The organism is Vibrio cionasavignyae (genome assembly GCF_050337155.1).
Lineage (GTDB): Bacteria > Pseudomonadota > Gammaproteobacteria > Enterobacterales > Vibrionaceae > Vibrio > Vibrio nomapromontoriensis.
The window spans coordinates 1-1,201 of sequence record NZ_JAKJSR010000062.1 but is presented as its reverse complement, the minus strand read 5'-3'; the positions used below and the strand labels follow the sequence as shown (position 1 = coordinate 1,201).

The window sequence follows — 1,201 nt, the reverse complement described above, 5'->3', positions numbered from 1 at the left end:
AATAGGGACTGGTCACAGTGCAGGTAATTCTTCTCTTTACAATGCATTTGCCAACAATGGTGATTTTGTGAAAGGGGATGAACTGTGAATATTGTTGATACCTGTAATGTAATACCACTGCATGCAAATTATTACTTATTTGGCGTTTACTACGAAGGTGAGCTTGATTCTCAAACTCAAAAAACAAACTTCCCGTCTTGGCATTTAAAGCAAAGCTTAGTAGGAAAGGAGGTCAGCCAAGCTAGCAAATTACAATTTATACAAATCGCGTAGACGCAGTATTAAGCGTGATTGAAAATGAGAACTAAGAGAATATAAGATGAATCTACGTCATACATTATGTTTGATTGCCTTGGCGGTATTGTCTGGCTGCAATCAGGAATTGGCTAAGGAGCCTGAGTAACAAGCGAAAAAACCTCAAACAGTTGAAGACCGAATTGCAGAGAAGAATGCGCAGCAGTGGCAAGATGGTCGTGTTTATATTACAGAAAATAACTACGTTATCTATGACCAAGAAACGGGAAAACAGGAACACTACATTGTTAAAGCCAAAGARTGGCCGCGGKAAGACCTAGATARCAAGGRTTCTTRCGATCTGCCGAGGGTGGTGTTTTATTGGGATAATGGGACATACAGTACAAAGGATCTGCGCGTTATTTCATTTGATACCGTGCATCATGTGCGGGCTAAGGTTGCATGATTAAGCGTTGTAAATGGTTTAGTCGTGAATACACAGCGTTTGATTTCTGCATTAGGTAATGTTTGTTACCTGATATTTTTAACCAATGATCATTAATGCGTAATACGTATTGTCAGCGGTTACTTTTAAGTGGGCATTTGCCCACTTTTTTTTATTATGAGCTACCCATTTTGGGCGGTTTTACTGCGATTGTGTGACAATTATTTCCGAATGGATTGGTGGGTAAAATAGCTAGTAATTTGGCCTTATGGTCGCGTTATTTACTTGAGGGCTAGGTAGCATCTCTGTGTAGCTAGTGATAATGGCGGTCTGGGTGGTTGTTTTGATGGTTGTGCTATTTTGTTATGTCGTTGAAATAAAATATTTTAATCGCTATTATCTTTCTACCAAATCGTATGTATAAGCCTTATCAGCTTAATTATCACCGCAACCTTATTTACGATGTTGGTTGTGGAGAATTCAAATGCACTTTGCCTGCAAATTTATACCCAGCTCGAAGTT

1 protein-coding gene and 1 pseudogene are annotated in these 1,201 nt (G+C 39.0%); both read left to right on the top strand.

All coding sequences use genetic code 11. The features are described from left to right. The first annotated feature begins 84 nt into the window (after positions 1–84). A complete protein-coding gene (locus tag L4D74_RS25100; RefSeq protein ID WP_428755122.1) occupies positions 85–273 on the top strand; it encodes a hypothetical protein in 189 nt (62 codons plus the stop codon). A gap of 46 nt (positions 274–319) precedes the next feature. Beyond that, positions 320–646: pseudogene (locus L4D74_RS25095) on the top strand (Tricorn protease domain-containing protein); the annotation flags it as partial. Positions 647–1,201 lie beyond the last annotated feature (555 nt).